Source organism: Actinoplanes solisilvae (genome assembly GCF_003999975.1).
GTDB classification, from domain to species: domain Bacteria; phylum Actinomycetota; class Actinomycetes; order Mycobacteriales; family Micromonosporaceae; genus Actinoplanes; species Actinoplanes solisilvae.
Window position 1 is genome coordinate 114,406 of the sequence record NZ_RJAC01000004.1, and the last position, 24,768, is coordinate 139,173.

The window sequence follows — 24,768 nt, forward strand, 5'->3', positions numbered from 1 at the left end:
GACAGCTCCTCACTTGAGTCCGGTGGTGGCGATGCCGCGCATGAAGTGCTTCTGCAACGCCAGGAAGACGATCAGGACGGGGATGACGACGACCACGGCCCCGGCGAGCAGGAGCCCGAAATACATGCGGTTCTGCCCGATGGAGTACAGCGCGAGCGCCACCGGCAGCGTGTACTTGTCGTCGGTCGTGGCCACCACGAGGGGCCACAGGAAGTTGTTCCACGAGGACAGGAACGTCAGGATGCCCAGCGTGGCCAGGGCCGGTTTGCACAGCGGCAGCACGACCCGCCAGAAGATGCGCCACTCGCCGGCCCCGTCGATGCGCGCCGCCTCGATCAGGTCGTCGGGGATCGCGAGCAGGAACTGGCGCATCAGGAACACGCCGAACGGCCCGGCCAGGAACGGCAGGACCAGGCCCGCGTACGAGTTGGCGAGCCCGAGATTGCTGACCAGCACGAACTGCGGCACGAAGGTCACCATGCCCGGCACCATGAGCATGCCCAGCACCGTCAGGAACAGCGCCTTGCGACCGGGGAAGTCGAGCTTGGCCAGCGCGTAGCCGAGCAACGAGCAGAACAGCAGGTTCCCGACCGTCACCAGCACGGCGACGATCACCGAGTTGGTGAAGTACTGCGGGAAGTCGAGCCGGTCGAACAGGGTGCGGTAGTTGTCGAACGTCCACGTCGAGGGCCACCACGTCGGCGGCACCGAGCGGATCTCGGCCTCGGGCTTGAACGACGACAGCAGCATCCACACGAACGGGCCGACCACCACCAGCAGCCCGGCGCTCAGGATGCCGTACAGGGAGATCTTGGCCAGGCGGTCTCTAGTCATCTCGCTGTCCCAACAGGCGGAACTGCAGGACGGACAGGGCGACGATGGCGACGAACAGCACGTACGAGGCGGCGGCCGCGTAGCCGTAGTTGCCGAACCCGAACTGGTTGTAGATGTGGTAGCTGACCGACAGCGTCGAGCTCAGCGGCCCGCCCTGCGTCATCACCAGCGGCTCCTCGAACAGTTGCAGGTAGCCGATGCCGGTGATGACCGCCCCGAACAGCAGGGCCGGGCGCATCAGCGGGATCGTGATTCTCCGGAACTGCTGCCACCGGCCGGCGCCGTCCAGGCGCGACGCCTCGTACAGGTCCTGGGGAATGCCCTGCAGGGCGGCCAGGAAGATGACCATCAGGGAACCGAAGTTGCGCCAGGCCGCCATCACGGTCAGCGAGCCCAGCGAGGTGCGGGTGTCCTGCAGCCACGCCGGGCCGTCGACGCCGATCCGGGCGAGCAGGTTGTCGACCAGGCCGGCCTGCGGGTCGAGCAGGAACCGCCAGATCACCGCGATGGCGACGATGCTGGTCACGACGGGCAGGTAGAAGCCGACGCGGAACAGGGCCCGGAACCGGATCAGGCCCGAGTTCAGCGCGTTCGCGGCGGCCAGGGCGGCCACGATGGTCAGCGGCACCCCGACGACCACGAAGATCAGCGTGTTGATCGCCGAGCGGACGAACAGGTCGTCGGAGAACAACCTCGTGTAGTTGTCGAGGCCGACGAAGTTCACGGCCAGGGGCGTACGCAGGTCGGTCGCTCTCATGTCGGTCACGCTCATGACCAGCGACGCGACGACCGGCAGCAGCCCGAAGATCAGGAACAGGGCCGTGAACGGGGCGGCGAAGGCCCAGCCGATCATCTTGCGGCGGTGTTTGCGCGGCTCCGCCCGTTTCACAGCCGGCGGGGCCTCGAGCAGGGCGGTCACGAGCCGGTGCCGAGAGAATCAGCCTGGCTCTGCACCGCCTTCAGCGCGGCCGCGGGGTCGGCCCCGGCGACGCACACCTTCTCGGCCTCGACGTCGAAGGTCGCCGCGAGCTGGGTCCAGGTCGGGAACGTCGGCGGCGACTTGGCCGACTCGAGCTGCGTGCCGAACACCTTGAGCAGCGGGTCGGCCGTCAGCGCCGGGTCGTCCCAGGCGGACTGCACGGCGGGCAGGTCGTTCACGGCCTGATACCACTTGACCTGAACGTCGGGCTTGCTCAGCCAGGCCAGGAACTTCCAGGCCGCGTCACGGTTCTTCGCGTCCTTGAACACGGCCAGGTTGCTGCCGCCGATGAACGACGTCGACGACTGCTTGGCCGGCATCGGCGCGATCCCGAACTTGTCCTTCGCGCCCTGCTCGTTCAGGATGCCGACGTGCCACGGGCCCGACATGAACATCGGGATCTCGCCGCGCACGAACGCGGGCTCGAGAGCACCCTGGGGCAGGTTGTCCGGGGACAGTTTCTGGGTGAAGAACGACTGGTAGTAGGCGAGGGCCTCGGCCATCTGCGGGGTGTCGAACGTGTACTTGTCGCCGGTGTTCAGCGACGCGCCGTTGGACCAGCCGAACGGCAGGATCGACTGCCAGCTCCCGGTCTTGCCCGGCTGCAGGCTGATGCCCCACTTCGCGCCGGCCTTCTGCTGCAGCGCCTTGGCCATCGCGGTCAGGTCGTCCCACGTCTTCGGCCCGTCCGGGAAGCCGGCCTTCGCGGCGAGGTCCTTGCGGTAGTAGATGCCGCGCGTCTCGACGTACCAGGGGATCCCGTACGGCGTGCCGTCGACGACGGTCGTGTCCCAGGCGCCCGGGAAGAACGCGTCCTTCCGGAACAGCTCGGTCGGGGTGGCGTCCAGCGCGCCGGTCTTGGCGATCTCGCCCTGCATCGTCGTGCCGATCATCGACACGTCCGGGGTCTGCTTCGCGGCGATCGCACTGGAGATCTTCTGCTGGGCCGAGTCCCACGGTACGGCGGTCACGCTGACCTTCGCCTCGGGGTTCTCGGCCGTGAACGCCTTCGCGAACTCGGCCAGCTTCTCACCCTCGGTGCCCATCGCCCAGACGGTGATCTCGCCGGTCGCCTTACCGTCCTTGACGGCCTGAGCGGTGTCGCCGCCCCCGCCGTCCCCACGCCCGCAGCCCGCGGCCACGCTGACCAAGAGAACCGCGGCCAACCATCGTTTCCTCATGAACGCACCTCCTTGTGCACGCCGCAACTGCGCCGGACCACCAGTTCGGTGGGGAGGATCCGGCGCCGCGCGGCTGTCCTTTCGCTACTTTCCGTGGCTTCGCTGATCCGCCGGTTCAGCCAGCGGGCGGCGGTCGCGCCGAGTTCCCGCATGGGCTGGCGCACCGTGGTCAGCCCGGCGAACCGGGCCGCCAGCAGGTCGTCCCAGCCGGTCACGGCCAGGTCCTCGGGCACTTTCAGCCCGGCCTCCTCGACGGCCACCAGCACTCCGAGCGCGACCTCGTCGTTCGCGCAGATCACCGCGTCGGGCCGCGCCCCGGTCAGCAGCCGCTCGGCGGCCCGACGCCCCGATTCCAGGTCAAGACCCTTCAGCCGTACGGGGTCAGGCAGCTCGACACCGGCACGCGCGAGTCCGGCCTTGACGCCCGCGTGGCGCCCGGCGACGTCGGGGGAGCGGGCGGGGTCGCCGAGGAACGTGATCGTGCGGTGGCCGTGCTCGACGAGGTGCTCGGCCAGGGCCCGCGCGGTTCCGGCGTTGCCCGCCCGCACGGTGTCGACTCCGGGCACGGGGTCGCGGGCCAGCAGCACGACGGGCAGGCCGGTGCCGGCGATTCCGCCGACCACGTCGTCGTCGACGGTGCGGCCCATCACGGTCAGCCCGTCGACCCGGCCGGCCAGCTCGCGCACGGCGGCCGCCGGGTCACGACGGCCGTGGGTGGTCAGGATCAGCACGCTGCTGCCCGCCGCCGACGCGGCCGCCTCGTAGCCGAGCACGACCTCGGCGTAGTACGGGCCGACCAGGTCGGGGAAGACGATTCCGTTCGCGGCGTGGCGGCCCTCGGCCAGCGACCGGGCCGGGCGGCTGGGCGTGAAGTGAAGCTGTTGCGCGGCGGCCCGCACCCGCTCGCGGGTCTCGCGGGTGACCAGGTCGGAGTCGCGCAGGGCCCGCGACACGGTGGCGATCGAGACGCCGGCCAACTGGGCGACCTGATAGATGGTCGCCTTTGAAAGCGCTTTCATCGCCATGTCAGGGAACGTAACGCCGCCGCCATGGCCCCGAAACTTGAGGCATCGACGTATTCATCATCCGCAATGACCGTCGAAACCGGACAAAGGCCGTGCGGTTCGGCGTTCAGTCGGCACACTTGTTCAAGGTCGACACGTTCGACCCGACCGCGACCCGGTGGCCGAGCTGCAACGCAGCCTCGACCGCATCGCCGGCAACGCCGACGTGAACGGCTTCGAGCTGTCGTCCGACGACATGACGGTCCTCGACGGGCTCGACCGCACCCGCAGGAGCGACCGGGCCCTGGAGCGGCCCTGGTGGTGACGGTGGGCCCTCGGGCGCGGGAACCGGGTTGACCGCTTCGGCCGTCGCGCCGGACGACTCGTACGCCCGGACCTTGACCTTGACCTTGGGGGAAGGGCCAGTCTCGGGTGTGCCGGTCGCGGTGACCGGCACGAGGGAGGATCTCACCGTGAGTCTGCTGACCATCGGGGCGTTCGCGCGGGCGACGGGGCTGACGGCCAAGGCGCTGCGGCTCTACGACGAGCAGGGTGTGCTCGGGCCCGCGGCGGTGGACGCGGAGACGGGGTACCGGTATTACGCGCCGTCGCAGGTGGCGCATGCCCGGCTGATCGCGCGGCTGCGGGAGATCGGGATGCCGCTGGCCGAGATCCGCCAGGTGTGCGCGTTGCCGCCCGGACGGGCCGCGGACGCGATCGCCGGGTTCTGGCAGCGGGTCAGCGCCGACACGGCGGCCCGGGCCCGGGTGACCTCCGACCTCGTCGAGCATCTGTCCGGAAGGGACAAAGACATGAGCGACGTCTTGTTCGCGGCGGCGACCGATCCTGGGACCGCGCGCGACAGCAACGAGGACCGGGCGTACGCGGGGGAGCAGCTCGTCGCCGTGGCCGACGGGGGCGGGGGACCGTTCGGGGCGGCGGCGGCCGGCGCGGCGATCGACGCCCTCAAAGTCCTCGAGCACGGCGACCTGCTCTCGGCGCTGTCCGCGGCGGTGACGACGGCCGACGGGGCGGTGCGGGCACTGTCCCCGGCGGACCAGCCCTTCACGACCCTGACCGCGCTGGTGCGGCGCGGCTCCCGGCTCGCCCTCGTGCACGTCGGCGACACGCGTGCCTACGTGCTGCGCGACGGCGAGCTGTCGCTGCTCACCCAGGACCACACGTGGGTGCGTTCGCAGGTCGACCAGGGAACCATCGACGCGGCCGAGGCGGAGAGCCATCCGCGGCGGGCGCTGCTCGTGCGCGCGCTGGGCTGGGGTGACGGGGTCGAGGCCGACCTGGCCCTGCGTACGGTCCTGCCGGGCGACCGCTACCTGCTCTGCACCGACGGCCTGTTCACGGTCGTCCCCCGCTCGACGCTGCGCGACGTCCTCGGTGCGGCCGCGACGCCGCAGGACGCGGTCGAGCGGCTGATCGCGGCCGCCCGGGACGCCGGGGCGCCGGACAACGTCGCCTGCGCGGCCTGTTTCAGCGTCGCCTGACCCGGCGCTGCCGCCCGCTCTTATTTCAGTGGTGCTTAACTGTAGTCGAGCGGAATTAAATGGACCTTACGGGTTCGCGGTGGCAGCGTGACCCGCATGAGTCTCAGTGGTCTGTACGTTCCCCTGATCACCCCGTTCGCCGCGGACGGCACCGTCGCCCTGGCCGCACTGGAGCGGCTGGCCCACGACGTGCTCGACGCCGGGGCGAGCGGGGTGGTCGCCCTCGGCACCACCGGCGAACCCTCGTCCCTGAGCCCGGTCGAGCGCGCGCAGGTGCTCGACCTGGTCGCGGCGGTGTGCCTCGCGCGGGACGCCCAGGTGCTCGTCGGGGCCAACGACGCGACCTCACTGGGTTCCTTGAAAGCCACGGCGGCGCTGACGCTGGTGCCGCCGTTCGTGCGGCCGGGTGAGGACGGGGTCGTCGCGTATTTCCGGGCGCTGGCCGCCTCGAGCGCGGTGCCGCTGGTGATCTATCACGTGCCGTACCGGACGGCGCAGCCGCTGTCGGTGGCCACACTGCGCCGACTGGCCGGCATTCCCGGGGTGATCGGGATGAAGCTGGCCACGGGCGCGATCGACGCCGACACGGTCGCGCTGCTGGCCGATCCGCCGCCGCGGTTCGCGATCCTCGGCGGCGACGATGTGCTGATCTCGCCGCTGCTCGCGCTGGGCGCCCACGGCGCGGTGCTGGCCTCGGCCCACGTGGCGACGGCGGCGTTCGCCGAGCTGACCCGCTCGGGGGACGCCGGGCTGGGGCTTCGGCTCGCCCGGCTGTCGGCGGCCCTGTTCGCCGAGCCCAACCCGGCCGTGGTCAAGGCCGTGCTGCATGCCGACGGCCGCATTCCGACCCCGGACGTACGTCTGCCGTTGCTGCCCGCGACCCCGGGCGTTCGCGACGCCGCGTTGGCCGCGGGTCTCGGCGCGGCCGGGCCTATCAGCGCGGGGACCGCCGTGGTTCCGTGAGCGCCCGTCCGTTCCTACGGCCGGCCCAGCGCCGTGAGTACCGCCGTCACACGGTCGTCGAGGAGACCGTCCAGCTCCAGCACCGGCGTTGTCGCCCAGGCGTCCAGCGGGTCGTCGTAGACCAGCTCACGCAGGGACGCGCAGCCAGACGCTGGGATACGGGCCCGGTGTCGAGGAGATCTCCTCGAGGGCGACGTTCGTGCCGCCGGGCCGGCGGAACAGCGCGGTGCCGTCACCGAGCAGGACGGGGGCGACGATGACCAGGATCTCGTCGAGGAAGCCGGCGTCCAGGCATTGGGCGGCCACGTCGGCGCCGAGCACGTTGACGTAGCGATCGCCGGCGGCCGCGCGGGCGGCGGCGACCGCCTCGGACAGGTCGGAGTGGAACGTGACGTCGGGAACCGGGTCGGCGGGCGGGTTGTGGGTCAGGACGAACTGGGGGCCCGACCACTGGCCACCGAACGCGCCCTCGGCATCAGTGCCCGCGTTCGGGTCATCGCCGAAGTAGGTGCGGGCGCCGGCCAGCAGGGCGCCGACCCGCGGCCACAGGTCGTCGGCGACCGGGTGCGGGCCGGAGTCGGGCAGCCCGGCCATCCAGCCCATGTCGCCGTCGGGGCCGGCGATGAAGCCGTCCAGGGACATCGTCGCGGAGTACAGGAGTTTCGCCATGATGGTCCGACGGTAGCCGGGCCGGGAACTCGTCGGCCCGGCTACCGTGACGGTCACTCGTAGATGAAGTCGGCGACCTCGGCCGTACGGGCGGGCTTCTTGATGCCGGTCGGCCCGCCGTGAGCGGACAGCTTCGTCGACATCTTGGAGGTGCCGTCCTTCAGCTTGACCGTGATGTCGATCGCGGTGACCCGGCCGGCCGCGTCGGTGGTCGCGGTGAAGGTGCAGCCCCCGGTGCCGAACGTGAACACGACCATGCTGGGCGCCCCGAGGGGCAGGAAACCGTCGGTGCCGCCGCCGTTCGCGTCGAAGGTGCCCGCGAACGTGGTCGCGCCGGTGCGGCGTACCGTCTTGATCTGCTTCTGGAAGGTCTCCACACCGATCGGGTCGGCCGTGTCCATGCGGTAGATCGAGTTCTTCTTGAGGCGCTTCAGGTCGAGGTGGGCCCAGCGGCTGCTGCCGGGAATCTTCTCGTAGTAGTCGTTCGACATCAGGATTGCCTGCGCGGTGCGCGCGTCCTTGCCGGTGAACTTCATCGAGAACTGCAGCTTCTTCGACTTGCGGTCGTAGGTGCCGCTGCCCGTGACGCGCCGCTTCTCGGGCAGGTCACTGCTGACGGTGTACTTGAAACTCGAGTTGAGGGTCTTGGTCAGGGCGGCCTTGAACTGGTCGGCCGCCGGCACCAGCTTGGGCTTGGCCTTCCCGGCGCCCGGCGCGGGAGCCGAAGCCGAGGCGGAGCGGGACTGGACGTCGTCGTCGCCGGCGGCGGGAGTGCACCCGGCCAGCAGGACGCCGACCGTCAGTAGCGAGAAACCGTACTTCCCCGTGGGTTTTGTCACCGCTGCATTATCCAGATCGGAATCGGATTCGCGATCTCGTTGACGACCCGCCAGCCGGCACGGCGGTAGAACTCGACGTTGGCGGGGTTGCTGGTCTCCAGGACGGCGGGCAGACCGTCGGCGGCGGCCCGGTCGAGGCCGGCGTGCATGACAGCCTGCGCCCAGCGGCGGCCGGTGTGGTCGGGGTGGGTGCCGAGAACGCCGAGATACCAGAACGGCTCGGCCGGCATGGCCGCGTGGACGGCGTCGTCGTAGTCGCACATACGCCGGTAGGCGTCGGCCGGCAGCAACTGGCTGAGGTCGCTTCCGGACGGAGTGGCGTGCGAGGCGTCGTCACCGGCGAGGCTGTATGCCTGCGCGCCCTCGCTCGGGTCGCCGCCGGCTGTGCCGGGGCTGGGCGCCTCAGCGCTGCTCGCAGCGGGGCTGGGCCGCTCGGGGCTGGGCGGCTCCCAGATGGCGGTGGCGGCGCCGCTGTTGATCGTCCAGATCGTGCGGCGGTGCACGCGCTTGTCGAAGCACAGCCCGAAGAACGCGGCCGCCCAGCGCGGATAGGTCTCGTCGTCGGGGAACAGGTGCCGCAGCACCGGATCTTTGACGAACGCGGCAACGAGCGCGTCGACGATGTTCTGCCGGTCCCCGGCCCCCGCAACAGTGATCACGGGGTTACAGCCTAACCGCGGCGCTGGCTATAGAATAGCGCAGTCAGAGGAGGTGGGCGCGGTGGATATCATACATCCGGTGGGAAGGCTCGTCGAGTGGAGCCGCGGCGAGAAGAGTGAGTGGTGCTCGCTCGAGCGGGCGCTCGACGTGCTGGCCAACCGGTCCACGTTCCTGGTGCTGCGCGAGGCGTTCTACGGCGCGCGGCGCTTCGACGCGTTCACCCGCGGCACCGGCCTGACCGAGGCGAGCGTGGCCAAACGCGTCCGCGAGCTCGTCGCCGCCGGTCTGCTCACCCGGCAGGACTATCAGGAGCCGGGCGAGCGTACGAGGCAGGAATACGTCCTCACCGAATCCGGGCGCGCGCTGTTCCCGGCTTTCGTGGCGCTGCAGCGCTGGGGCGACGAGTTCCGCGAGGACCGCCCGGCGGTCGTCGAGCTGGTCCACGCCGGCTGCGGCGCCCCCGTCGACGCGGTGGTCCGCTGCACCCACGCCCACGACGTCACGATCGACCAGGTCGAAGCTCGCCTTCGTACGCCCTGAGCCCCGCCCCGGCTCCCTGCGTGCAGACCCGCCAGAGAGCCTCCGGGCTCGAGGTCTGCCCTGGAGGCCCGGTGCAGGCGTCTCGTCTGGTTGGCGCAGCCGTTGCCCCGGGGCCCAGACGGCCTCACCTATGTCGGCCGGTCGCGGTGACTGGTTGGTCGCGCAGGCTGTCCAGGCCGGCCACCGTCGTGGGTGCCGCAGTAGTGCGGCCGGTCGCGGTGGCCGGTTGGCCCGCCTCCGTGCCTGATACCAGGAGACAGGGCTCTCCCCGGTTTGATCGTTGAGCTGGTCCTTGATGCAGGGGCCTCGATCGCGTTCCAGGGGCCTGGATCCAGGTCTCGGATCGATCATGGACGGGGAGGGGCCTGTATTCCTGAACTCGGGACCTGTGATCCGGCTTGGCTGCTTGTCAGCGCAACCGGGTGGCGCGGCGCGGCGCCACGACGCCGGCCCGCTTGGGAGGCCTCAGTGACCACCGTGCCGTCGGTGCCGGCCACGGAAAGCGGATGCCCGACCCGGGCCAAGTCCCCGACCCGGGCCGTGAGCCGCCTTTGGCCATCAGCCGTTCGTGCCAGGCGACCTGTTCCCGGCCGTCATTGACGACCAGGTGGGAGGCGTGCAGCTGAACGCGGACCTGCCGGCCGACCAGCCGCACCGGCACTGAGTAGCGGTTCGTGCGGACGGTGAGTTGGCTGTAGCGGTTCGACGCGGGGCGCCAGCCACATGCCGGTCTCGAAGTCGTCGTCCGGCAGCCGCACCAGCAACGGCTGCTCGACGGCGAAGTCTTCGCCGATCGTGCGGTCCCGGGCGCCGATGCGCCGGGCGTCGTCCTGATCGTCCACAGGTCGACCATGGCGTTGAGCTGATCGAATGAGTCGACGCGCGGCACTGGAACGAGATGGTTGCGGCGGAACCAGCCGATCTGGCCCTCGACGCCGCCCTTCTCGTGTGCCCCTTCGATGCCTGGCTGGCAATAGAAGACGTCCAGGCCGTAATGCGGTCGGCAGCCCGCCGAGTCTTTTCAGGGCATAGACGTGGCCTTCGAAGAAGGCTTCCTGCCCGCCGGAGGCGAAGATTCTTCTCCGCACTAACCGACCGCGCCTCGGCGAGGGCCGGACTGATCGGTGGAGCAGGAGGATCCGCCGTTCGCGACGCGTCCAGACGAACGTCGCGGGCGTTCGGAGCGTGACCAGCGGCTCGCAACGCAGGTTCGGACGCTCACGCGACAGACCGTCCAGATCCATCCGGCGATTTACCGGCACTCAGCTCACCGAGATTGATGATGCTCTGCCAGCCCGCGGAGGTCGGTGACCAGTTCGTCGATCCATTCGCGGGACACTGGGACTGCATGAACGCCGGTCTCTACGACCCAGCGCAGAGCGCTCATGGTCCAACACAGACCGCCGGTCACCATCCGGTCGATCACGATCTGCGGGTCGGTGCCGACCTCGTGCGCGAAGAGCGCCGGTAGTGCGTCCATCCGAGCACTTGCGATCCGACCCTGTTTGCGGCCCTCGCGCAGTAAGAGGTAGAGGTCGCCGAGATGGGGGTGCACGTAGGCGTCCGACCAGTCGATGGTGACGATCCCGCCGCCCTGGGTGTGCAGTAGGTTCTTGGCCTGGAAGTCGCCGTGCACGATGGTTTCAGGTTCGCTGGACAGTTGCTCCAGGCGATGAGTCATCACCCGGATCGGGTCGTCGATTGCGCCGGCCAAATCGGGACGCAGGGCCGTCATTGCCGTAGCGGCACGGGCCGCCACGGCCAACAAATCTGCTGTGGACCGGCGCAGACCGGCGGCCAGCGCCGGGTCGGCGGCCAGCCGCAGCGCCGACTCGATCCGCATCCGGGCCAGGACACGGACGGCCTGCTCGTAGCCTTCGGCGGTCGGGCGGTCCTCGAGGTTGTCGCCGCCGAGGTCCTCCAGGACGATCACCCCCGAGCCGTCCTCTGCGAGCAACCGTGGCACAGCAATCCCAAGGGGGACGACCAACTCGTCATAACGCTGCGCCTCGCCGGCCAGCTCGCCAATGCCCCGCTTGACGATCACCGATTTTCGGGTGGCACCGTCCAGGCGGATCCGCCAGACTTCCGACAGCGCCCAGCCGCGCAGTAGATCACCGCCGACGATCGTGCCGTCGAGGTCGGGAAGCCAGCCGGGCAGCGTTGTCTCGATCACCACGGCATTCTGCCCAAGGAGCCCCGTTTTGCGCGTGCTGATTTTCGGTGGGCGAGGTTGATCAGCAGATCGTGGACCCGCGGTCAGGTGAGTGCTTCGGCACCGCCTTCGCCGAGCCTTTCCTGGGCGTGGCGGTGCTCGATCTGCTGTTTCTTCTTTGCGATGTGACGGAGGCTCTCTTCGAGAGCGGCGACCTCGCCGAGCCACTGCATTTGCCGGGCCTCGCCGAGCCGGTCCTGGGTGTTGCGTTCGATCTGCAGTAGGCGGGGTGTTTGCGCTGTCCGAGGAGTTTCGCGGCGATGTGGATCGGCAGGCCGCTGTTGACGGTTTCGGTGGAGAAGATTCTGCGGAAGTCGTGCGGGGTGAACCGCAGCGGGGTCCCGTCGACGTCGACAGCGTTCGCCCGTCGGGCCACGTCAGCCAAGAGTTCTCTGATCCGATCGGGTGGGATGACCTGAAGACGATGGTGGGTGATGCGCTGCAACAGGTGCGGTAGCGGGGGTCCGAAGGTTCTCTCGTGCGTGTCGTAGCGCTGTTGGAGAGGCACCTTCCCGTCGTCGGCTTTGACTGCCTCGGCGCCCGGCCGGTGGGTCTGCGGGAAGAACACCTTGATCGGGCCGCGGCCTGACTCTGCCCTGATCTTCGGCTTGCGGTCGGCGACGTAGGTCCGGACGACCTGGTAGGAGACGTCAGCCATGCCGTGCTCGTCGAGCAGCCGGTGATGGATCCGCCGGACGGTGTGCCGCTGCTTGCGGGGCGCGTCGAGATCAGCCCGCAAGATGTCGTCGAGCGCCAGCTTGAACGGATCAAGCTTCGAACCCCGAGGCGGCATCGCCTTGCGCGGCGGCGGCAACGCCGATGACATGGCCGCGCTGACCGTGCGCCGCCCGATCCGATACTTCTTCTCGATCGCCCGGCCCGACATCCCCGCAGCGGCATCGCGGCGGATCGCCGCGAACAGCTCGATCTTCGACATCCGCGGCATCGGCCGGCCTCCGTCTCGGGTCAGCCGATGCTCTCACCGCCCCGGGTGGTGTCGAAACTCGGCTCTGGCGCAAACTGTGTGATGGACACCTGACGATGAGTCGTTGTCCGGTCGTGTGACGTCGTCGAGCAACTGCTCCCTCATCTGGCCGACATCGAGATCGAAGAGGTGCACTCCGACGCCGCTGTGCTCTTCATTGCCGCCGTGCGTGGTGACGAGGGGTTATGTCCCGCCTGCTCGAAGTCTTCGTCCCGAATCCATTCGCGGTATCAGCGGACGTTGACCGATGCGCCGATTGCCGGGCGGTCGGTACGGATCCTGCTGAGGGTGCGACGGTTCTTCTGCGACAACGCGGAATGCCGTAGTAAGACCTTCGTCGAGCAGGTCGACGGCCTGACTCGGCGCTGGTCACGCATGAGCGAAGGACTGCGGCGGATGCTTACGACGATCGGACTCGCGCTCGCCGGCCGGGCGGGTGCCCGGCTGGCCACGACGCTGGGCATGCCGACGGGCCGCGATCGACTCCTTCGGCTGGTTCGTGCATCGCCCGACCCGCCCACCGGTGACATCGCGGTGCTCGGCATTGACGACTTCGCCGTCAAGCGTGGCCATAACTACGGCACCGTCCTGATCGACTGCGAGACGCGCAAGGTCGTGGATGTGCTGGTGGGGCGGGATGCCGAGCCGGTGACGGCTTGGCTGCACAAGCACGCCAAGCCGACGGTGATCTGCCGGGACCGGGCTTCGGCATACGCGGAGGCAGCTCGGACCGCGGCGCCGGAGGCGGTCAGGTCACGGACCGATTTCACCTCTGGCGGAACCTGGCTACAGCCGTGGAAAAGTGCGTCGCGCGGCATAAGAGTTGCCTTGCCGAGCCTGTCGACCCGAAGTTCGAGCCCGCCGAGGCGGCCGCCGAGCCGACAGGGACGATGGCCGAACGCCGCCGAGCCCATCACGCCCTGGTCCACGAACTGCTCACTCAGGGCGCTGGTTTCCGGCAGATCGCCCGCCATCTCGGCTGGTCGCACCGGACGGTATCGAAGTATGCCCACGCCGCCACCTGGCAGGAACTGGTCGTCGGACAGAAGCCACGGCCGAGCCTGGTCGACCCCTTCAAGCACTATCTGGCGCGGCGCATCGGCGAAGGGTGCCTCAAGGCCAGTGCCCTTTACCGAGAGATCACCGAGCACGGCTTCAGCGGCAGCTACGCGATCGTCCGCAAGTTCGTCGAGCAGTACCGCAGCGGACCCGACCTGACCAGCCTGCCTCGTCCGCCGTCAGTGCGGCAGGTCACCGGATGGATCTGCCGACACCCGGACAACCTCGTCGGCCGCGACACCGAACAGCTCCGGAAGATCCTTGACCGCTGCCCAGAACTGGAATCCGCTGTTGAACTGGTCCGCTCGTTCGCGGACATGATGACCCACTTACACGGCGAACGTCTCGCTGCGTGGATCACCGCGGCCGAGCAGGCCGCACTGCCCGGGATCAGCCGCTTCGCCACCGGTCTGAACGCCGACATCGCCGCAGTCACCGCCGGGCTGAGTCTGCCCTTCAGCTCCGGACCGGTTGAGGGCAACGTCAACCGGATCAAGATGATCAAAAGGCAGATGTACGGCCGAGCTGGCTTCGACCTGCTTCGAAAGCGAGTCCTGCTCGCTTAGCAAACGGCGCTGGCTACCGCCAAGGCAGGAAGGCCGCCGCGCTGATGAACATTGTAGGCGGAAGAAGGCTTACACCTCGGCCCAGTTCATCAGCGGGGATAGTTTGCCATGCCTGCAAAAGTAGCGAACTGCTTCGACGGCCTCCGCGATCGGCACCGCGGCCGATGGAGGAAACTCCGACCAGTGTCCGTAGTAGTGGAACACCACGCCTTCACCGTCTCGCACCCGCGCTGAGCCTTGGCTGCTGAAGTACGGCGGCATCTTGGATGCGCCCACATAGCTCAACACTGAAACCTCGCGGCCGAGCCCGATGGCCAGACAGTCGCCATCGTCGAGGATCACCTCAGCGATCAATGGCATGCGGGCGGCGTCCTGTTCCGCCTCCGCGAGTGTGTGCCGGAACTCCTCTTCACAGGAAACGAGATGGCCGTCTTCGTCGTCCCGCCACTTGATCTTGGCGCGCAACTTGCTCCTCGGGTTAGCGCGGTGCTGCCCGCCATTCAAGATCATTCACACAGTTCGCGCCAGAGCCCGAAACGGCTCTGGCGCAAACTGTGTGATGGACGGCGAACGATGACTCGTTGTCTGGGCTGTGTGATGCCGTCGAGCAGTTCCTCCCTCATCTGGCAGGCATCGAGATCGAAGGAGTGCGCTTCACCACCGATGTCGTCCTCATAGCCGCCGTGCGCGGAGACGAAGGCACTTGCCCTGCCTGCTCGAAGTCGTCGACCCGGGTGCACTCCCGGTATCAGCGCACGCTAACCGATGCGCCGGTGACAGGGCGGGTGATACGAATCTTGTTGAAAGTACGCCGGTTCTTCTGCGATAACCCGGAATGCTGTAGTAAGACCTTCGCCGAGCAGGTCAACGGGCTGACTCGCCGCTGGTCACGTATGAGCGAGGGCTTCCGGCGGATGCTCACAGCGATCGGACTCGCGTTGGCTGGCCGAGCTGGTGCGCGGCTCGCATCAGAGTTGGGTATGCCGGCCAGCCGCGATCGCCTTCTTCGGCTGGTCCGGGCATTGCCCGACCCGCCCATCAGTGACATCACGGTGCTCGGCGTCGATGACTTTGCGATCAAGCGCGGCCATCACTACGGCACTGTGCTGATCGATTGCGAGACCCGCAAGGTCGTCGACATGCTGCTCGGCCGGGATGCCGAACCGCTGACGGCCTGGCTGCAAGAACGTCCAAGCCCGGCGGTGATCTGTCGGGACCGGGCTAGCGCCTATGCCGAAGCGGCTCGGACCGCTGCGCCGGAGGCGGTGCAGGTCGCCGACCGGTTCCACCTCTGGAAGAACCTGGCCACGGCCGCGGCGAAGTGCGTCGCCCGGCATAAGAGCTGCCTCGACGAGCCCATCGACATGGCGCCCGGCGAACCTGCAGAGGCGTTGTCTGCCGAGCCGACCGGAGCGATGGCCGAACGCCGCCGCGCCCATCACGCCCTGGTCCACGAGCTACTCGCGCAAGGTGCGGGCTTCCGGCAGATCGCCCGGCATCTCGGCTGGTCGCATCGGACCGTCTCGAAGTATGCCCACGCCGCTACCTGGCAGGAGTTGTTGGTCGGACAAAAGCCACGACCGAGTCTGGTCGACTCGTTCAAGCCCCACCTGGTGCGCCGCATCGGCGAGGGCTGTCTGAAAGCCAGCGTTCTGTATCGCGAGATCACCGCTCAGGGCTTCACCGGCAGCTACGCCATCGTCCGCAAGTTCATTGAGCAGTACCGCACCAAACCCGACCTGGCGAGAGTGCCCCGCCCGCCGTCGGTTCGGCAGGTCACCGGATGGATCTGCCGGCATCCGGACAACCTTGTCAGCCGCGACACCGAACAGCTCCGCAAGATCCTGAACCGATGCCAAGAACTGCGAGCCGCCGTTGATCTGGTCCGCTCCTTCGCCGACATGATCACTCATCTGCACGGCGAACGGCTCACCGCGTGGATCGCTGCAGCCGAACAGGCAGCGTTGCCCGGCATTAGCCGCTTCGCCACCGGCCTGACCGCCGACCTCGCCGCGGTCACGGCCGGGCTGAGTCTGCCCTTCAGCTCCGGACCGGTCGAGGGCAACGTCAACCGGATCAAGATGATCAAACGGCAAATGTACGGCCGAGCCGGCTTTCCCCTGCTGCGTAAGCGCGTTCTGCTGGCGGGTTGACCCGATGATCTCGGCCTAGTCGTTCGCGAAGAGGCAGAACGGGTGCCCGGCGGGATCCAGCATGACCCGCACATCGCCCTGCGGTTGATGTTCTGCCCGCACCGCCCCGTGCCGTTCGGCCCACGCCACTGCGGCCGCCAGGTCGTCGACTCCGATGTCGAGGTGGGTCATGATCTGCTGCTGGCCAGGTTTGCTGGGCCAGGTCGGACGCACATAGTCCGGCTCGATCTCAAAGTTGAGCGTGGACAGTCCATCGCCGCCAGGCGACCTGACCTGTGCCCAGTTCTTCTCGATCTCGCTGGGCCAACCCAGCAGGTCGCTATAGAACTTGGCCAGCTCGCCCGGATTCGGCGCACCGATCGTCGCTCCGCTGATACGCATGCTCGGACGCGTCATCTGACTCCCCTGTGTCTGGTGGCGGCTCCCGCAGGAGGTGACACTAACGTCACGCGAACTACGCTGAAAAGCCGCGTCCAAGTCAACATCCGGCGATGCCACGAGGACGCAGGGCCGCCGTCAGCACGACGGACACCCACCTCCACTGCGCGTCGATCTCGTCGGCCCAAATCGTGACGGCGCTGTTCGACGACAACGGCGAAGTCACAGCAGCGCAACGACGCATCACCCGACGTCTATCACGCAATTCGCGCCAGAACCCCGAAGCCGTGGAGATAGTCAGGGTAGCCCTCTTCGCATCGTTCGACGGTCTGCCGCCAGGCGGCGATGAGCGAGGTCGGCAGGTGCCCGTGGGCGGTGGCCGCGCGGAAGCGGCCGGGTTCGTCGTCCGGGGGCGGATCCACGGCCGGCGCGCCCACTCCGGATCTGGAGGGGGCGTGGGGAAGGCGCGGCGTCGGAGAGGGGACGGGCGGGGCTGGGTGTGTGCGAGCTCAGGCGGCGGGGCGGCGGCGGACCAGCAGTGCGGTGGGGACGGCGATCGCCAGGAGGACGGCGGCGGCGGTCAGGGCGCCCACGTGGTAGGCGTCGGTGAAGGCGAAGCTGATCTGGTCGGCTACGACGGGCGGGATCGGGCCGCTTGACGTGCCTCGTTCGGCTGCGGTGACGATCTGGTCGGCGGGCAGGCCCCGGGTGGTCAGGCGGTCGGTCAGGTCGGCGGCGAAGTGGGTGGTCAGGACTGTGCCCAGGATGCTGGCGCCCAGGACGTTGCCGAGCTGGCGGAACATGTTGACCACGGCGCTGGCCATGCCGGCCTGGGACGGCGGGACGCTGTTGACGGCGGCCGCGGTGGACGGGGCGACCAGCAGGCCGGTGCCGAGGCCGGCGACGAGCAGGCCGGGCCAGATCGCCGAGGGGGCGGCGGTCAGGGCCACGGCGCCGGCGCCGGCGCCGACCAGGATCAGGCCGGCGGTCAGGGTGAGTTTGAAGCCGAGCGGGCGCACGATGCGGGCGGCGACGGCGCTGATCACGATGAACGGCACGAACATCGCCAGCAGTCGCAGCCCGGCGCCGAGCGGCGTCAGATGCTGCACGTGCTGCAGGTAGAGGACCGTGATCAGGGCGGTGCCGGTGAAGCCGAACATGGCCGTGGCGGCGACGCCCATGACCGCGCTGAACGAGCCCGAGCGGAACAGGCGTACGTCGATCATCGGGTCGTGGTGGCGGGCCTCGTAGGTGATGAACAGGGCCAGGGCGACGGCGAAGACCGCGTAGACGAGCAGCAGGCGGGCCGACGTGTAGCCCTGTGAGCGGCCCTCGATGACCGCGTAGGTCAGGGCGGCGACGGCGACCGTGCCGAGCACGATGCCGACCGGGTCGAGCGAGCGTGACGGGCGGCGGCTCTCGTGGACGACCAGCAGTGTGCCGGTGAAGGCGAGCGCGCCGAGCACCACGTTGATCAGGAAGACCGAGTGCCAGGTGAAGTGGTTGAGCAGCAGGCCGCCGCCGAGCGGGCCGAGCGCCAGCCCGAGCCCGGAGCTGCCGGCCCAGACGCTGATCGCCTCGGTGCGCTCGTGCGGGTCGGTAAAGGCGTGGCTGACCACGGCGAGGCTGGTCGGCAGGACCAGGGCGCCGCCGACGCCCATGACGGCCTGCGCGGTGATCAGGGCGGCCGCGCTGCCGGACGCGAAGGCCAGCAGACTGCCCGCGATGAAGATCAAAGTGCCGGTGAGGAAGACGCGGCGGCGTCCGGCGAGGTCGCCGAGCGTGCCCGCGGCGAGCACGAGGGCCGCGACGACCAGGCTGTAGGCGCTGGTGATCCAGATCGTCGCGGTGGGCGAGGCGTGCAGGTCGGCCTGGATGCGTGCGAGGCCGCCGATGGTGCCCGACACGTTGACGAAGGCCATCATCGCGCCGAGGCAGACCACGGCCAGGGCCAGCCACCGGCGGCGGCCCGCGCGCGACGGGGCAACCGGGATCTGACTTTGCGTTTGCATAGTCAGAAGGCTATCGGGCTGGCTTCAGGGGAGTCAAGTCAGATGAGGGCTCTGACAGATCAAGGACAAATCCCAAGCCATCGAAACATGTACATGTTTGGCTGCCTGCGGTCATCTCACGGGGGAGGTAAATGATCATGTTTCGTGCGCACAAGTTCGCGCGAGCCCGATGGCTGGCGGGATTCACCGCCTTCCTTCTGGTAGCAACCCTCGCACCACCCGCGGACGTCCCGGCCTGGGCCAAAGCCGAGCCCAGCGGCGACGTCCCGAAGGTCTCCGCGGGCCAGGCGCCGCAGCAACGCGGCCTGCCCGGCGGCGCGGCACGCACCACCGCGGTCGCCGAGAAGGACCGTCCACCGGTCGTCCCACCGCTGGTCGAGGCGGGCGGCAAGGCCGAGCGGGTCAGCCGGTCCGAGATCTCCCGAGCGGCTGCCGCCGCGCCGGGTGAGACCTTCGTCGACGTCCTGCTGCGGCCCGGTTTCGTCATCGGCGACACCTCGCTGGTCGCCTACTTCAACGTCAAGGACGACGCGTTCGAGTCGTGGCGGGTCGATCTCTTCGACGCCGACTCGCAGACCAAGCAGGAGTCGGTCGTGCTGGGCCGCGACCGGCTGGGCAACGACGGCTGCGGCGAGCTGCGCCGCTACTGCAAGTCGCTCGGGGTGGCCGAGGGCTGGCAGCTCGACGCGGAGAAGAACTACTTCGTCACCGTCACCGGCATCTACCCGGACGGCGAGGTGCCGTCGGCCAACTCGGAGAACGCGCAGCCGCGTACGACCGTGGACCCGCCGGCGATCCCGGACCGTCAGGCGGCCGGTTGCGGCTGCTCGGTCGCGCTGGGCATGACCAACGCCAGCCAGGCCGTACGGGCCATCGGGGTGAACACCGGCACCGGCGGCTTCACGTTCGCCGAGACCGACCTGTCGATGAACTCGTTCGGGGTCCCGTTCGCGTCGGGGCGCGCCTACGCGTCGCTGAACACCGGCGCGTCGGCGTTCGGCCCGGGCTGGGCCTGGGTGTACGACCTGAAGGTCACCCCGGTCGACGGCGGGGTTCTCGTGCGGGCCGAGGACGGCTCCGACACCCTGTTCAAGGCCGACGGCGACGGCTTCGTACGCCCGCCGGGTGTGCGGTCCACGCTGCGCAAGACGGCCGACGGCTGGACGCTGACGACCCGCGACAACCTTGTGTTCACGTTCGACGCGCAGGGCCGGCTGGTCTCGGTCCTCGGCCCGCGCCAGGTGGGCCTGCGGTTCGCGCACACCGACACCAGCATCACCGTGACCGACGCGTCGGGCCGCAAGGCCGTCGCCAAGACCACCGCCGGGCTGATCGACTCGCTCACCCTGCCCGACGGCCGCAAGACGCTCTTCTTCTACACCAACGGGCTGCTCACCAAGGTGCGCGACGCCGCCGGTGAGGAGTGGCAGTACAAATACAACGCCGCCCGCCTGCTGACCCAGGTGATCGACCCGCGCAAGGTCGTGACGCTGACCAACGAGTACGGCGAGAACGGCCGGATCGTGCGCCAGCTCGACGCGCTCGGCGCCGCCACCACGTTCGCGTGGGACGCCGGCAAGCAGGAGGCGAAGACCACCGACGCCGACAACGTGGTCGTGTGGGACGGCTACAAGGGCAACGTGCTGCTCTACACGCAGCGGGGCAACGGCGACACCAACAGCCACCGGTACGACGGCACGTTGAACCGCAACCTGGTGGTCAACGGCAACCAGAACCAGCACGAGTCGCGATACGACGCGGCCGGGAACCTGATCGAGCAGTTCGCGCCGGGCCGCAAGTTCAGCGAGAAGACCCAGTACGACGCCCGTAACAACCCGACCACCCACGTCGACGCCGACGGGCAGACGTGGAAGGACGACTACAACGAGTTCGACGAGCTGGTCAAGAGCACCGACCCGGAGGGTCACTCGGTCCTCTACACGTACGACTCTCGCGGTCTGCCTCTGACCGTGACCGACCAGCGGGGCAAGGTCACCCGCTACGAGAACCTGCCGGACGGCCAGGCCAACGCGGGTCTGACCGCGGCGTCGATCTCAGCCGAGGGGCGGCGGGTCGAGTTCGGCTACGACAAGGTCGGCCGGCAGACCACGGTCACCGACCCGCGCGGCACGGTGGCCGGGGCGAAACCGGAGAACTACACCACCCGTACGGTCTACGACAACCTCGATCGCACGGTGGCGGTCTACGCGCCGACCAAGAAGAAGCCCGACACCAGCGAGTACGACTCCGTCGGGCGGCTGAAGAAGTCGACGTCCGCCGGCGGCGTGTCGGTCTCCTACGCGTACTTCGACAACGGCCTGCCCAAGGCCACGTACGAAGCGCGCCGCACGATGCTCTACACGTACACCGCGGCCGGGCGCCGGCTGACCGCCGCGACCGACATGAAGCACGAGGCCGACCTGGTCACCAGCTGGGCCTACAACGCCAAGGGCCTGGTCGACTCGGTCACCTCGCCGCGCGGCAACGTGCCCGGGGCGGTCAAGGCCGACTTCACCACCAGCTACGTCTACGACCACAACGACAACCTGATCCAGGTGCGCCGGCCCTATCCGAACGGGCAGGTGGCGATCAAGGACTTCCGGGTCGACGACCTGGACCGCAGTGTCGAGACGGTCGACGAGTTCGGCAAGGCGATGTCGACGACGCGGGCCAACACGGGCCGGGTCACCGCGACGAGGGACAGCCTGGGCCGCACGTCGTCGATGACCTACGACAAGTCGGGCCGCCAGACCGGCATTACCGACTCGGGCGGCGCGCAGACCAAGACCGAGTACGACGAGGCCGGCAACAAGATCAAGATGACGTCGGCGACCGGCGGCGTCACGACGTACTCGTACACCGACGACGGTCTGATGGCCGCGGTCACCGAGCCTCGCGGGAACGTGGAGGGCGCGGACAAGGAGCGTTTCACCGCGCACTACGAGTACGACCTGGCCGGCAACACGGTCCGGACGATCGACGCGCTCGACAATGTCACGACGACCAAGTTCGACGCGCTGAACCGTGAGGTGTCGACCACCGACGCCAACGGGCACACGACCCGCTTCACCTACACCGACGACGACCAGCCGCGTACGGTCACCGCGCCGAACGCGGACCCCGACGAGGACGACCAGTCGACCGTGTATTCGTACGGGGAAGACGGTTCTTTCTCGTCGGTCACGGACCCTCGCGGGAACCGGACCTCGGTCTACTACGACGACGCGGGCCGGTTGATCCGCAGCAGCGACCCGCTCGGGCGCAGCACCTACACCAAGTACGACGCGGACAGCAACCGGGTGCAGACGCTGACGCTCGGCGAGGACGAGGAGTTCGACGACCTCAGCGCCAAGGAGATCGCCGCCCGGACCATCGTCGACGAGTACGACATCGTCAACCGTCTGTCCAAGCGCACCCAGGGCACGTCCGGCCCGGTCTACACCTGGGGCTACGACGCCAAGGACCGGATCACCTCGTACGGGGACCCGGCCGGGGTGCGCGAGGTCGCCTACGACGACGAGGACCAGATCAGGTCGGTCACGCGCAAGGAGGCGGGCCGGGCCGACGAGGCGTACGGCTACGACTACGACGCGCGAGGCAACATCACCAGCCGGCAGTACCCGGACGGCACCACCGTGTCGTACGGCTACGACGCGGCCAGCCGGATCACGTCGCTGACCACGGCCGGTTCCACCTGGGGCTTCGGCTACGACGTGTCGGGCCGGCGCACGAGCACGACCCTGCCTGCGGCGACGGGTCTGTCCGAGAAGCGCGTTTACGACGACGCGGGCCGGCTCACGTCGATCGGCACCGAGCGCACGGGCGACGCGGTGCCGGGCGTGCAGGACCCGGTCGGCCGGTACGACCTGACGCTCGACAAGGTCGGCAACCCGAGCCGGGTCGTCACCACCCGCGGCGGGATCGCCGAGTCGGTGGCCTACAGCTACGACGAGGCGGACCAGCTCACCTCGGCCTGCTACGGCGTGGCGTCCTGCACCGACAAGACGGTCAAGCCGGTCGGCCGGATCGACTACAAGTACGACCTGGTCGGCAACCGCACCAAGCAGGTCCGCAGCGGCACCGCCGGCAACGACGTCACCGAGTACGAGTACGACGACGCCGACCAGCTCGTCGAGGAGGAGCTCGAGGGCCCGAACCACGAACGGGAGACCGAGTACCGCTACGACGCCCGCGGCAACCAGATCAAGGCGGGCGGCGACAGGTTCGAGTACAACCTGGACAACACGATCGCCAAGGCCACGCTCGCGTCCGGGCAGGCCACGACCTTCAAGTACGACGCCGAAGGTCTGCGGATCGCGTCGACCACGGCGTTCAAGTCGGAATCCACGACGCAGCGCTGGTCGTGGGACGTGGCCGGGACCCTGCCGCAGATCGGCATCGACACGGTCGAGCAGGGCGGCGCGGTCGTCGAGAAACGCGGGTTCGCGTACGGGCCGGACGACGAGCCGCTCGCTCTGCTGGACCCGGCGGCCGGGGTGCACCCGTACACCCACGACTGGCTGGGTGGCACGTCGAGCCTGCTGTCGCCGTCCGGCGTGCCGCAGGAGAGCTACGACTACGACCCGTACGGCAACCCGCGTGAGGGGCCGACCCTGGCCGGGCAGCAACGGCCGGAGCAGAGCGTCGAGAACCCGATGCGGTTCGCCGGGGCGTACCAGGACGACACGTCCGGCAAGGGCAACTACTTCCTGAGGGCGCGTAACTACGACCCGGGGACCGGCCGCTTCGACAGCCGTGACCCGATGCCGACCGGGGCGGGTGCGAGCTCGGCGTACACGTACGCGTCGAACAACCCGGTGGCGTTCAGCGACCCGACCGGGATGGTCCCGGACGCCGGGCCGACCACGACGGCCACGACCGCGCCGGCCGCCACGACCGGCCCGTCGCCGGAGGACCTGGCCAAGGCCAACCAGCTGCAGTCCAAGAGCACGCTCGACGTGATCCTGGAGGCCGGCGGCCAGATCCTGATGGAGTTCCTGGGGATCAACGACATCCTCAACTGCCTCAAGGGCGACCTGGTCGCCTGCGTCTCGATGGTCGTCGGGGCGCTGCCGTGGGGCAAGATCTTCAAGGCCAAGAAGATCGGCGAGGCGATCTTCAAGGCCGGCAAGGCCGTGGTCACCTTCTTCCAGGAGCTGAAGTGGGCCAAGGCCATCATCAAGGGCGCCGAGGACGCGGCCAAGGCGGCCAAGGAAGCAGCGGCGGCAGCGGCCAAGGCCGCCGCCGAGAAGGCAGCCGCCGCCCGGGCCGCGGCTGAACGGGCGGCCAAGAAAGCGGCCGCCGAGGCCCAGGCCAAGGCGAAAGCCGCGGCGGCCAAGGCCAAGGCCAAGACGAAGAAGGACGCCGGGGACGGGTCCGCCTGCCCCTCGCCGCACAGCTTCGTCGCGGGCACGCCCGTGCTGCTGGCCGACGGTTCCACCAAGCCCATCGAACAGGTCGAACCGGGCGACACCGTCCAGGCCACCGACCCGGCGACCGGGGAGAACGCCGACCGGCAGGTCACCCGCACCATCCGCACCGACGATGACAAGGAGTTCGTCGACGTCTCGGTCGGTTCCGACACGGTGACGACCACCGCGCACCACCCGTTCTGGTCGGTGACCCGCGAACAGTGGGTCGAGGCGGGCGACCTGCGCAAGGGTGAGGTGCTGCGTACGGCAGCGGGCACCTACGTCCAGATCTCGGCGGTCCGCTCCTACCAGCACGAGGACCGCACGTACGACCTCACCGTCGACGACCTGCACACGTACTACGTCGTCGCCGGCGACGCGTCGATCCTCGTCCACAACTGCGGGTACGAGCAGGAGGCGCGCTTCGCCCAGGAACGGGCGCAGTCGCTGAAGGACATGTGGACCGAGAGCACCGGCTACAACGGCGGCACGGTGGCCGTGATCGGGGTCCGCAACCTCGACACCGGTGAGATCGTCAACCGCATCGCGGTCAACGGGAACCGGCGCATGCCCAAATGGATCCTCGGCGCCGGGGAGGAGTTCCACAAGGCGCCCGGCCACGCCGAACAGTCGATCTTCAAGGGTCTTGCCGACAACGAGGAGGTACTTTACGGTGGCACGTCGCGCAACGTCTGCAAGAAGATCTGCGCGCCGTTCATGAGACCCCGGGGCCTCCGGCTCGACGGTCCCGCCTTCCGGGGCAACGACGACAAGACCGCATACCGGATGTTCTGGCGAACCTGGCGTTATTGAGGCAT

23 protein-coding genes are annotated in these 24,768 nt (G+C 68.9%); 8 read left to right on the top strand and 15 right to left on the bottom strand.

Annotated features, from left to right (window positions below; translation table 11 throughout):
• Nucleotides 1–9 precede the first annotated feature (9 nt).
• Genes EER30_RS13920 through EER30_RS13935 form a run of 4 tightly spaced genes read right to left on the bottom strand, consistent with a single transcriptional unit; the run spans nt 10 to nt 4,019 of the window.
• Nucleotides 10–834 carry a carbohydrate ABC transporter permease gene (locus EER30_RS13920; protein ID WP_127500843.1) on the bottom strand — a complete coding sequence of 275 codons (825 nt, stop codon included), beginning with the start codon at nt 832–834 and terminating at the stop codon, nt 10–12.
• The gene (locus tag EER30_RS13925) at nt 827–1,753 is read right to left on the bottom strand and encodes a carbohydrate ABC transporter permease (RefSeq protein WP_240670006.1); all 927 of its coding nucleotides are present in this window, start codon (nt 1,751–1,753) and stop codon (nt 827–829) included. The genes EER30_RS13920 and EER30_RS13925 overlap by 8 nt, the downstream gene beginning before the upstream one ends.
• Nucleotides 1,750–2,994: a sugar ABC transporter substrate-binding protein gene (locus EER30_RS13930; protein ID WP_127500844.1), complete on the bottom strand. Its 1,245-nt coding sequence runs from the start codon at nt 2,992–2,994 to the stop codon at nt 1,750–1,752. Before EER30_RS13930 ends, EER30_RS13925 begins: the two co-directional genes overlap by 4 nt.
• Nucleotides 2,991–4,019: a LacI family DNA-binding transcriptional regulator gene (locus tag EER30_RS13935; protein ID WP_127500845.1), complete on the bottom strand. Its 1,029-nt coding sequence runs from the start codon at nt 4,017–4,019 to the stop codon at nt 2,991–2,993. The genes EER30_RS13930 and EER30_RS13935 overlap by 4 nt, the downstream gene beginning before the upstream one ends.
• 157 nt (nt 4,020–4,176) lie before the next feature.
• Here EER30_RS13935 and EER30_RS47045 point away from each other — a divergent pair, with 157 nt between their 5' ends.
• The 3 genes from EER30_RS47045 (at nt 4,177) to EER30_RS13945 (ending at nt 6,463) form a co-directional block, all read left to right on the top strand.
• On the top strand, nt 4,177–4,323 hold the full coding sequence (locus EER30_RS47045) for a hypothetical protein (RefSeq protein ID WP_164842319.1): 147 nt from the start codon (nt 4,177–4,179) through the stop codon (nt 4,321–4,323).
• 148 nt (nt 4,324–4,471) lie between these two features.
• On the top strand, nt 4,472–5,500 hold the full coding sequence (locus tag EER30_RS13940) for a MerR family transcriptional regulator (RefSeq protein WP_127500846.1): 1,029 nt from the start codon (nt 4,472–4,474) through the stop codon (nt 5,498–5,500).
• A gap of 96 nt (nt 5,501–5,596) precedes the next feature.
• The gene (locus EER30_RS13945) at nt 5,597–6,463 is read left to right on the top strand and encodes a dihydrodipicolinate synthase family protein (protein WP_127500847.1); all 867 of its coding nucleotides are present in this window, start codon (nt 5,597–5,599) and stop codon (nt 6,461–6,463) included.
• 126 nt (nt 6,464–6,589) lie between these two features.
• On the opposite strand, the gene EER30_RS13955 is transcribed toward EER30_RS13945, so the two are convergent.
• Genes EER30_RS13955 through EER30_RS47915 form a run of 3 tightly spaced genes read right to left on the bottom strand, consistent with a single transcriptional unit; the run spans nt 6,590 to nt 8,630 of the window.
• The gene (locus tag EER30_RS13955; protein WP_127500849.1) at nt 6,590–7,132 is read right to left on the bottom strand and encodes a dihydrofolate reductase family protein; all 543 of its coding nucleotides are present in this window, start codon (nt 7,130–7,132) and stop codon (nt 6,590–6,592) included.
• Between the two features lie 53 nt (nt 7,133–7,185).
• On the bottom strand, nt 7,186–7,971 hold the full coding sequence (locus EER30_RS13960) for a hypothetical protein (protein ID WP_127500850.1): 786 nt from the start codon (nt 7,969–7,971) through the stop codon (nt 7,186–7,188).
• The gene (locus EER30_RS47915) at nt 7,968–8,630 is read right to left on the bottom strand and encodes a GNAT family N-acetyltransferase (RefSeq protein ID WP_205650232.1); all 663 of its coding nucleotides are present in this window, start codon (nt 8,628–8,630) and stop codon (nt 7,968–7,970) included. The genes EER30_RS13960 and EER30_RS47915 overlap by 4 nt, the downstream gene beginning before the upstream one ends.
• Nucleotides 8,631–8,709: 79 nt before the next feature.
• Here EER30_RS47915 and EER30_RS13975 point away from each other — a divergent pair, with 79 nt between their 5' ends.
• On the top strand, nt 8,710–9,171 hold the full coding sequence (locus EER30_RS13975) for a winged helix-turn-helix transcriptional regulator (protein WP_240670007.1): 462 nt from the start codon (nt 8,710–8,712) through the stop codon (nt 9,169–9,171).
• Between the two features lie 409 nt (nt 9,172–9,580).
• Here EER30_RS13975 and EER30_RS49925 read toward each other — a convergent pair whose 3' ends face one another.
• The 4 genes from EER30_RS49925 to EER30_RS13990 form a co-directional block, all read right to left on the bottom strand.
• The gene (locus EER30_RS49925; RefSeq protein WP_432417535.1) at nt 9,581–9,832 is read right to left on the bottom strand and encodes a hypothetical protein; all 252 of its coding nucleotides are present in this window, start codon (nt 9,830–9,832) and stop codon (nt 9,581–9,583) included.
• The gene (locus tag EER30_RS47920; RefSeq protein ID WP_205650233.1) at nt 9,765–10,013 is read right to left on the bottom strand and encodes a hypothetical protein; all 249 of its coding nucleotides are present in this window, start codon (nt 10,011–10,013) and stop codon (nt 9,765–9,767) included. Before EER30_RS47920 ends, EER30_RS49925 begins: the two co-directional genes overlap by 68 nt.
• A 425-nt stretch (nt 10,014–10,438) precedes the next feature.
• The gene (locus EER30_RS13985) at nt 10,439–11,347 is read right to left on the bottom strand and encodes a phosphotransferase (RefSeq protein WP_164842320.1); all 909 of its coding nucleotides are present in this window, start codon (nt 11,345–11,347) and stop codon (nt 10,439–10,441) included.
• 61 nt (nt 11,348–11,408) lie between these two features.
• On the bottom strand, nt 11,409–12,332 hold the full coding sequence (locus EER30_RS13990; RefSeq protein WP_164842321.1) for a hypothetical protein: 924 nt from the start codon (nt 12,330–12,332) through the stop codon (nt 11,409–11,411).
• Nucleotides 12,333–12,536: 204 nt separating this feature from the next.
• Between EER30_RS13990 and EER30_RS49930 the strand changes: the two genes are divergently transcribed.
• Nucleotides 12,537–13,589, top strand: a complete 1,053-nt coding sequence (locus tag EER30_RS49930) for an ISL3 family transposase (RefSeq protein ID WP_432417540.1) — start codon at nt 12,537–12,539, stop codon at nt 13,587–13,589.
• Nucleotides 13,590–13,612: 23 nt separating this feature from the next.
• Complete coding sequence (locus tag EER30_RS49935) at nt 13,613–13,996, top strand: transposase (protein WP_164842323.1); 384 nt, start codon at nt 13,613–13,615, stop codon at nt 13,994–13,996.
• A gap of 69 nt (nt 13,997–14,065) precedes the next feature.
• On the opposite strand, the gene EER30_RS14005 is transcribed toward EER30_RS49935, so the two are convergent.
• Nucleotides 14,066–14,461 (bottom strand): Imm1 family immunity protein, encoded by a 396-nt coding sequence (locus EER30_RS14005; protein ID WP_164842324.1) that lies wholly within the window; start codon nt 14,459–14,461, stop codon nt 14,066–14,068.
• Nucleotides 14,462–14,577: 116 nt separating this feature from the next.
• Between EER30_RS14005 and EER30_RS14010 the strand changes: the two genes are divergently transcribed.
• Nucleotides 14,578–16,149: an ISL3 family transposase gene (locus EER30_RS14010; RefSeq protein WP_127500855.1), complete on the top strand. Its 1,572-nt coding sequence runs from the start codon at nt 14,578–14,580 to the stop codon at nt 16,147–16,149.
• A 15-nt stretch (nt 16,150–16,164) separates the two neighbouring features.
• Here the strand turns inward: EER30_RS14010 and EER30_RS14015 are convergent, their stop codons facing one another.
• The 3 genes from EER30_RS14015 to EER30_RS14020 form a co-directional block, all read right to left on the bottom strand.
• Entirely contained in the window at nt 16,165–16,545 is a 381-nt protein-coding gene (locus EER30_RS14015; RefSeq protein WP_127500856.1) for a VOC family protein, read from the bottom strand.
• A gap of 239 nt (nt 16,546–16,784) precedes the next feature.
• Nucleotides 16,785–16,949, bottom strand: coding sequence for a hypothetical protein (locus EER30_RS47055; protein ID WP_164842325.1), 165 nt, complete (start codon nt 16,947–16,949; stop codon nt 16,785–16,787).
• A gap of 87 nt (nt 16,950–17,036) precedes the next feature.
• Nucleotides 17,037–18,539 carry an MFS transporter gene (locus tag EER30_RS14020; RefSeq protein ID WP_127500857.1) on the bottom strand — a complete coding sequence of 501 codons (1,503 nt, stop codon included), beginning with the start codon at nt 18,537–18,539 and terminating at the stop codon, nt 17,037–17,039.
• A 137-nt stretch (nt 18,540–18,676) separates the two neighbouring features.
• Between EER30_RS14020 and EER30_RS14025 the strand changes: the two genes are divergently transcribed.
• A complete protein-coding gene (locus EER30_RS14025) occupies nt 18,677–24,763 on the top strand; it encodes a polymorphic toxin-type HINT domain-containing protein (RefSeq protein WP_127500858.1) in 6,087 nt (2,028 codons plus the stop codon).
• Nucleotides 24,764–24,768 lie beyond the last annotated feature (5 nt).

What these genes read in the sequence shown, in the direction of transcription:
- EER30_RS13955 (WP_127500849.1), bottom strand. Translation starts at nt 7,132, where the DNA reads ATGGCGAAACTCCTGTACTCCGCGACGATGTCCCTGGACGGCTTCATC.
- EER30_RS14025 (WP_127500858.1), top strand. Translation starts at nt 18,677, where the DNA reads ATGTTTCGTGCGCACAAGTTCGCGCGAGCCCGATGGCTGGCGGGATTC.
- EER30_RS13990 (WP_164842321.1), bottom strand. Translation starts at nt 12,332, where the DNA reads ATGCCGCGGATGTCGAAGATCGAGCTGTTCGCGGCGATCCGCCGCGAT.
- EER30_RS13930 (WP_127500844.1), bottom strand. Translation starts at nt 2,994, where the DNA reads ATGAGGAAACGATGGTTGGCCGCGGTTCTCTTGGTCAGCGTGGCCGCG.
- EER30_RS14020 (WP_127500857.1), bottom strand. Translation starts at nt 18,539, where the DNA reads ATGCAAACGCAAAGTCAGATCCCGGTTGCCCCGTCGCGCGCGGGCCGC.
- EER30_RS13935 (WP_127500845.1), bottom strand. Translation starts at nt 4,019, where the DNA reads ATGGCGATGAAAGCGCTTTCAAAGGCGACCATCTATCAGGTCGCCCAG.
- EER30_RS14015 (WP_127500856.1), bottom strand. Translation starts at nt 16,545, where the DNA reads ATGACGCGTCCGAGCATGCGTATCAGCGGAGCGACGATCGGTGCGCCG.
- EER30_RS13945 (WP_127500847.1), top strand. Translation starts at nt 5,597, where the DNA reads ATGAGTCTCAGTGGTCTGTACGTTCCCCTGATCACCCCGTTCGCCGCG.
- EER30_RS13920 (WP_127500843.1), bottom strand. Translation starts at nt 834, where the DNA reads ATGACTAGAGACCGCCTGGCCAAGATCTCCCTGTACGGCATCCTGAGC.